Below are 6109 nucleotides of genomic sequence, written 5' to 3'. Positions count from 1 at the left end.
TGTTGATCGCCACCGCCACCCGGCCGTCGGCGTCCCGGACGGGGACGGCCACGCTGCTCAGGTGCGCGTCCAGCTCGGCCGTGACCACGGCGTGCCCCTGCTCCCGCACGTGCGCCAGCTCGGCGAGCAGCGCGTCCACGTCCGTGAGCGTGTGCTCGGTGGCGGGGGTGCGCGGGGCGCCCGTGAGCAGGGCGCGGGCCTCGTCCTCGGGCAGGTCGGCCAGCAGCACGCGGCCCATGGAGGTGGTGAACGCGGGCAGGCGCGTGCCGACGTCCAGGTTCACCCGCAGGATCCGCTCGGTGTGCACGCGCGCGATGTACATCAGGTGCGTCCCGTGGAGGACGCCCGCCGAGCAGGACTGGTGCAGGCGCTGCGAGGCCTGGGTGAGGATCGGCCGGAGGATCTCGGACACGGAGCGCCCGGACCAGTAGCCGTGGCCCAGCTCGAGCACGCGCGGGGTCAGCTCGAACCGCCGCCCGTCCTGCACGGCGTAGCCAAGCTCCGTGAGCGTCAGCAGCATGCGCCGCGCCGTGGCCCGGGTGATCCCCGCGGCGGTCGCGGCCTCGCTCACCGAGAGCGTGGGGGTGTCCGGGGTGAACGCGCGCAGCACCGCCAGGCCGGAGGCCAGGGCGCGCACCACGTCCCCGCCCGACGCGTCCGGGGCGGTGCGCGCGGCGGGGGCGTCGACGTCGTCGGTCATGGCCGCCAGCGTAGCCCGCCGTGCGCAGAGCGAACACTCGTGCGGGAGGCGCACGCGCTCTTCCTCGCGCCGGACGGCGGGCCTACGGTGAGGCCATGAGCCTCACCGATGCCTACGTGTTCGACGCCGTCCGCACCCCCTTCGGCAAGGTCGGCGGCGCGCTCGCCGGCGTCCGCCCGGACGACATGGCCGCGCACGTGGTGCGCACCCTCGTGGACCGGGCCCCGGGCCTGGAGGGCCTGCGCGCCGAGTCCGCCCAGGCCGTGGCCGACGCCGCCGCCGGCCGCCCGATCGAGGCCGGCACGGACGCCGCCGCCCCGCAGCGGATCGACGAGGTCGTCTTCGGCAACGCCAACGGCGCGGGCGAGGAGAACCGCAACGTGGCCCGCATGGCCACCCTCCTGGCCGGCCTGCCGCTGTCCATCCCGGGCACCACCGTGAACCGCCTCTGCGGCTCCTCCCTGGACGCGGCGATCATCGCCTCCCGGCAGATCGCCACCGGCGAGGCGGACGTCGTGCTGGTCGGCGGCACCGAGTCCATGTCCCGGGCCCCCTGGGTGCTGCCCAAGACCACCCGCCCGTTCCCTATGCACAACCTCGAGGCCGCGAACACCACGCTCGGCTGGCGCCTGGTCAACGACCAGATGCCGAAGGAGTGGACCGTCTCCCTCGGCGAGGCCACCGAGCGGCTGCGCGAGCGCTTCGACATCTCCCGCGAGCGTCAGGACGCGTTCGCCGCCCGCTCGCACCAGCTCACCGCGAAGGCCTGGGACGAGGGGAGGTACGACGACCTCGTGACCGCCCTGCCGGGCACCGACCTCGAGCGCGACGAGACCGTCCGCCCCGACTCCACCCCGGAGACCCTGGCCGGCCTGCGCACCGTGTTCCGCAAGGAGGGCGGCACCGTCACCGCGGGCAACGCCTCGCCCATGAACGACGGCGCCTCGGCCGCCTTCCTGGGGTCGGCGAAGGGCGCGGACGTGCTCGGCCTGCAGCCGGTCGCCCGCATCGCCGGCCGCGCGACCGCCGCGAACGAGCCGGACTTCTTCGGCTACGCCCCGGTGGAGGCCGCGAACCTGGCCCTGCAGCGCGCCGGCATCGGCTGGAAGGACGTGGCCGCCGTGGAGCTCAACGAGGCGTTCGCCGCGCAGGCCCTGGCCTGCACGGACGCCTGGGGCGTGGACCTGGACCTCGTGAACGCGTGGGGCGGCGCGATCGCCATCGGCCACCCCCTCGGCGCCTCGGGCACCCGCGTGCTCGGCACCCTCGCCCGGCGCCTGCAGGCCTCCGGCGAGCGCTGGGGGGTGGCCGCGCTGTGCATCGGCGTGGGCCAGGGCATCGCCGTCGTGCTGGAGAACGAGTCCGCGCGCTGAGCGCACGCCGCTGACCTGAGAAGACACAGAACCGAGGAGGATCCCATGCTGGAGTTCGTGGAGACGGCCGCGGAGGCCGTCGCCCAGGTGAAGGACGGGTCCACCGTCCTGATCGGCGGGTTCGGCAACGCCGGGCAGCCGATGGAGCTGATCGACGCGCTGCTCGAGTCCGGCGCCACCGGCCTGACGGTGGTGAACAACAACGCGGGCCAGGCCGACGCCGGCCTCGCCCTGCTCATCAAGGAGCGGCGGGTGGCCAAGATCATCTGCTCGTTCCCGCGCCAGTCGGACTCGTGGCACTTCGACGAGGCCTACCGTGCCGGGGAGATCGAGCTGGAGCTCGTCCCGCAGGGCAACCTGGCCGAGCGGCTGCGCGCGGCCGGCGCCGGGATCGGCGGGTTCTTCACGCCCACCGGCTACGGCACGCAGCTGGCCGAGGGAAAGGAGGTCCGGGAGATCGACGGCAAGCACTACGTGCTGGAGTCCCCGATCCGCGGCGACTTCGCCCTGATCAAGGCCTACGCCGCCGACCGCCACGGCAACCTCGTGTACCGCAAGACGGCCCGCAACTTCGGCCCGATCATGGCCTCCGCCGCGGACCGCGCCATCGTGCAGGTGGACGAGATCCGCGAGGAGCCGATCGATCCGGAGCACGTGGTGACCCCGGGCATCTACACGGACACCGTGGTGCGGATCGAGACGGAGTCCGGCGTGAAGGAGCGCGAGGAGCGCGAGGCCCTCGCCGCCGGCAAGCCCAAGCCGTGCGCGGCTGCCAAGACCGCGGCCGAGCTGGCCGCCGAGGGGAAGTGAGGAGAGCGATGAGCTTCACCCAGACCGAGAACCCGCTGACCCACGACGAGCTCGCGCAGGTGATCGCGGCCGACATCGCCCCCGGCTCCTTCGTGAACCTGGGCATCGGCCAGCCGACCACCGTGTCCGACTACCTGGACGCGGAGAAGAACGTCACCCTGCACACCGAGAACGGCATGCTCGGCTTCGGCCCGCAGGCCCACGGCGAGCAGGTGGACGAGGACCTGATCAACGCCGGCAAGATCCCCGTGACCGAGCTGCCGGGTGCGTCCTACTTCCACCACGCGGACTCGTTCGCCATGATGCGCGGCGGCCACATCGACGTCTCCGTGCTCGGCGCGTACCAGGTCTCCGCCACGGGCGACCTCGCGAACTGGTCCACCGGCAAGCCGGGGGCGATCCCCGCCGTCGGCGGCGCGATGGACCTGGCCGTGGGCGCTGAGGACACGTACGTGATGATGGACCTGTTCACCAAGAAGGGCGACCGCAAGCTGCTCGCCGAGTGCACGTTCCCGCTCACCGGGGTGGGCTGCGTGTCCCGCATCTACGCCGACAGGGGCGTGTTCCTGCTGGATTCCTCCGGCGTGGTGAAGGTCCGCGAGCTGCACGGCATCACGTTCGAGGAGCTGCAGGCCACGCACGAGGGCGTCACCTTCGAGCGGCTCGACGCCTGATCCCCTCACGCTTTCGCTGACGGAACACGCGCAGCCCCTGCGCTTCCGCTGACGCCCACCACGACGACGCCGGTCGCCTCCTCCGCGAGGCGACCGGCGTCGTTGTGTGCACAGGGTTTGGGAGACTGGGGGCGACCCTCGACCCCGGCAGCAGAGAGAAGGCAACCATGGCACGCGAGATCAACGTCGGCCCGGCGTCGGCCGTCCCCGAGGGCGAGTCCCTCGTGGTCCCCAAGGAGAGCACCGGCACGAAGGACCACATCGCCGTCGTCCACGCGGAGGACGGGGAGTTCTACGCCATCGACAACACGTGCTCCCACCAGGACTACGCGCTCTCCGAGGGGTTCGTGGAGGGCGCCTGCATCGAGTGCCCGCTGCACGGCGCGGGCTTCGACCTGCGCACCGGCGAGGCGCTGTCCCTGCCCGCCACGAAGCCCGTGGGCACGCACACGGTCGAGGTCCGCGACGGCGACCTGTGGCTCACCGTGCAGGACGACGCGTGACCGACGTCCCTGCACCGGCCGCGCCGCCCGACCCCGCTGACGACGCCGCCCGCCCGGGCTCCGTCCTCGTGGTGGGCGGCGGGGTGGCCGGGTTCGCCGCGGTGCGCGAGCTGCGCCGGCGCGGCTACGCCGGTGAGCTCACCCTCGTGGATCCGCAGGGCCTGCCCTACGACCGTCCGCCGCTGTCCAAGGAGTTCCTCACCGGGGACGCGGACGCCCACCGTCTGCTCCTCGCCCCGCCGTCGTGGTTCGCCGAGCACCGCGTGGCGCTCGTGGCCCGCCGCGCCGAGCGGCTCGAGCTCGACGACGGCGCAGCCCGCCCCCGCATCGTCCTCGACGACGGCGCCGTGCTCACCGCCGACGCCGTGGTCCTGGCCCCCGGCGGCCGCCCCCGGCCCCTGGCCGTGCCCGGCGGCGACCACCCGGACGTGGTCGTGCTGCGCACCCGGGCCGACGCCGAGCGGATCGCCGCCCGCCTGCACTTCGGCGCCCGGGTGACCGTGGTCGGCGGCGGGTTCACGGGGGCCGAGGTGGCCTCCGCCGCGCGGGAGGCCCTCGCGGCGGTCACGCTCGTCAGCGCGTCCGCCGCGCCCGCCCTCGCCGCGGTGGGCCCCGCGCTCGCCGCCCGCCTGCACGCCATGCACGCCGAGCGCGGCGTGGACGTGCTCGAGGGCCTGGTCACACGGATCGACCACCACGACGTCGACGCGTCGGACGCGGACGCCCCGCACCGCGTGCACGTGGCGCTCGCGGACGGGACCGAGGCCGCCGTGCCCGCGGACCTGGTGGTGGTGGCCGTCGGGATCGTCCCGGACACCGCCCTGGCCGAGGCGGCCGGGCTCGCGGTGGACGGCGGGATCCTCGTGGACGCGGCCGGCCGCACCTCCCACCCGGCGGTGTTCGCCGCCGGCGACGCGGTGCGCCGTCGCGCGCCGGAGGGGGAGGAGGCCGCGCCCGCCGACGCCGCACGCCACTGGGAACCGGCGCTGCACTCCGGCCAGGACGTCGCCGCGGCGATCCTCGGTGAGGACGTCCCCGGGCGCGGGGCGCCGTGGTTCTGGTCCGACCGGCACGGTGTGCATGTGGAGGGAGCCGGGTCGATGCTCCCCGTCCCCGGCGGGCGGATCGTGGACCGCTCCGTGCGCGGCACCGTGGTGGCGGGCTTCTCCCTCGACGCGGACGGCCGGATGACCGGCGCCGCCGCCGTGGACGACCCGATGGCCGTCAAGGCGGCCCGCCGGATCATCGACCGCGGCATCATCGTGGACCCGGCGCGCCTCACCGACCCGGACGTGCCGGTCAAGGCGCTGCTGCGCGGCTGAACCGGCCCCACGACGACGTCGGCCCCCCCCCGGCGGGGGGGGCCCCCGGCGGCGGGCGGGCGGGGAGGCGCCGCCCCGGGCGCGGGTGCGCCGGCCCCCGCCCCACGCCCCGGCGGTGGGGACTGTCCGTGGGCTCGCGGCGAGCTCCTGGTCGTTGAGAGGCGTCCATGACGGGCTCATCGGCGCGGGCTGCTGCGCGAGCAGCCCGTCTATTATGGGACGCAGGTCAGAGGCCTCTGAGTAGACGAGCCGGAGGGCGCCTCCCAGCCTGTCGAGCGTCCGGCACAGGGTGACCAGTCCACGCGGGAGATGGGACAGGGAGGACGTCTGGGGCACCAGGTGGGTGAGCGCCTCCAACATCGGCATCGGCTCGGCGCGTGCCGTCACGCGCTCATCCGGCTCCCGGACCCGCTCCAGCACGCAGATGCGTTGCAGGGTCGCGTCCGGGGCCTGACCGAGCCCCATCTCGTCCGGACTCACCTGATGCTTCGGTCGGCCTCCGGACGGGCAGAGCACGGAGAGCGGCTTGGGGTAGGGGGTGACGGTGAGATCCTCGGGGTGGACGATCGCCGTCTCATCTGAGAGGTACCCGTAGTGGGGGCCGAGGGTCCGGGTCGCCGTGGTCTTCCCCGTCCCCGACGCCGCGACCAGGACGACGGCGGCGCCGGTCTCGAGGGCCGCCAGGCAGGCGGCATGGAACATCAGGTGGGTGCCGCGTCCCGCCTCG

Annotated in this window: 6 protein-coding genes; 5 read left to right on the top strand and 1 reads right to left on the bottom strand. The window is 74.4% G+C overall.

The window, feature by feature from the left end:
* On the bottom strand, positions 1–700 hold a 700-nt coding region (locus Q4D18_RS10705), incomplete at its 3' end, for an IclR family transcriptional regulator C-terminal domain-containing protein (protein WP_303128231.1).
* Between the two features lie 95 nt (positions 701–795).
* Here Q4D18_RS10705 and Q4D18_RS10700 point away from each other — a divergent pair.
* The 5 genes from Q4D18_RS10700 to Q4D18_RS10680 all read left to right on the top strand — a co-directional run bounded on the left by Q4D18_RS10700 (position 796) and on the right by Q4D18_RS10680 (position 5382).
* Positions 796–2073 (top strand): thiolase family protein, encoded by a 1278-nt coding sequence (locus tag Q4D18_RS10700; RefSeq protein WP_303128229.1) that lies wholly within the window; start codon positions 796–798, stop codon positions 2071–2073.
* 45 nt (positions 2074–2118) lie between these two features.
* Complete coding sequence (locus Q4D18_RS10695; RefSeq protein WP_303128226.1) at positions 2119–2883, top strand: 3-oxoacid CoA-transferase subunit A; 765 nt, start codon at positions 2119–2121, stop codon at positions 2881–2883.
* A gap of 8 nt (positions 2884–2891) precedes the next feature.
* Entirely contained in the window at positions 2892–3557 is a 666-nt protein-coding gene (locus tag Q4D18_RS10690) for a 3-oxoacid CoA-transferase subunit B (RefSeq protein WP_303128223.1), read from the top strand.
* 167 nt (positions 3558–3724) lie between these two features.
* Entirely contained in the window at positions 3725–4060 is a 336-nt protein-coding gene (locus Q4D18_RS10685; protein ID WP_303128221.1) for a bifunctional 3-phenylpropionate/cinnamic acid dioxygenase ferredoxin subunit, read from the top strand.
* Positions 4057–5382 (top strand): NAD(P)/FAD-dependent oxidoreductase, encoded by a 1326-nt coding sequence (locus Q4D18_RS10680; protein WP_303128219.1) that lies wholly within the window; start codon positions 4057–4059, stop codon positions 5380–5382. The genes Q4D18_RS10685 and Q4D18_RS10680 overlap by 4 nt, the downstream gene beginning before the upstream one ends.
* The last annotated feature ends 727 nt before the right edge of the window (positions 5383–6109 follow it).

This window comes from Micrococcus sp., assembly GCF_030523875.1.
Classification (GTDB): Bacteria; Actinomycetota; Actinomycetes; order Actinomycetales; family Micrococcaceae; genus Micrococcus.
The sequence above is the reverse complement of the archived record's forward strand: the minus strand, read 5'-3'. Positions and strand labels throughout refer to the sequence as shown.

What these genes read in the sequence shown, in the direction of transcription:
- Q4D18_RS10700 (WP_303128229.1), top strand. Translation starts at nt 796, where the DNA reads ATGAGCCTCACCGATGCCTACGTGTTCGACGCCGTCCGCACCCCCTTC.
- Q4D18_RS10690 (WP_303128223.1), top strand. Translation starts at nt 2,892, where the DNA reads ATGAGCTTCACCCAGACCGAGAACCCGCTGACCCACGACGAGCTCGCG.
- Q4D18_RS10695 (WP_303128226.1), top strand. Translation starts at nt 2,119, where the DNA reads ATGCTGGAGTTCGTGGAGACGGCCGCGGAGGCCGTCGCCCAGGTGAAG.
- Q4D18_RS10685 (WP_303128221.1), top strand. Translation starts at nt 3,725, where the DNA reads ATGGCACGCGAGATCAACGTCGGCCCGGCGTCGGCCGTCCCCGAGGGC.